Here is a 639-nt window from a genome sequence, read left to right as displayed (position 1 = left end):
TTAAGGTAGACATATAAGGTAGAAATGATGTTTATAAAAAAATCTTTATTTAGAAGCGTATTAATTATCGCACTTTTGATAACGTCTCTTATATCCCCTTCAAATGGATATGCTAATACGAAGGAGTTATTCTGCTCAAAAGAAATTATAGAACGAGAGAAGGCATACCATATGCACCTGTATAATACTGACTATTGGTGGGAAACAAAATTTTACGAAATTCTATGGATAGAAAAGATGTATTTCTTGAAAAAAATTTGGCTACTACCAAAACCAATGTTTGAAAAGCATGTAAAAATTACAAGAAAATGGCACGATCTAATCAAAAAACGAAATAATATATCTCGTCTCTTGATCAGCAGTATGGACTCCGAAATAGCCAAAATGAAGGAGTTAGATAAAGAAAGACAATCTAAGAAACATGAAAAGGTATCTCGACTTCTAGAAATCATTACCGAAGTTCAAATGCGTATTGCTACACAAAAAGAAAAAATTAAAGAACTAGACCATGAAATCAAAGTATTGTTCGATATTATTAGTGATTTTTATCGATAATTACACGATTTTGCGAAAAATACTTTTGAAGCGCATTAAGAGCAACCTTTAGCGAACTCACAAGATGTAGTAATTCTTGATCTT

At 30.8% G+C, this 639-nt stretch carries 1 protein-coding gene; it reads left to right on the top strand.

Annotation, left to right across the window (positions count from 1 at the left end; translation table 11 throughout):
- Window positions 1–24 precede the first annotated feature (24 nt).
- Complete coding sequence (locus ACFIL8_RS12120) at window positions 25–555, top strand: hypothetical protein (protein ID WP_375643821.1); 531 nt, start codon at window positions 25–27, stop codon at window positions 553–555.
- Window positions 556–639: the final 84 nt, after the last annotated feature.

The sequence above is a fragment of the Bartonella sp. AP57NXGY genome (genome assembly GCF_042195805.1).
Classification (GTDB): Bacteria; Pseudomonadota; Alphaproteobacteria; order Rhizobiales; family Rhizobiaceae; genus Bartonella.
This window is presented reverse-complemented; position numbering and strand designations above follow the sequence as displayed.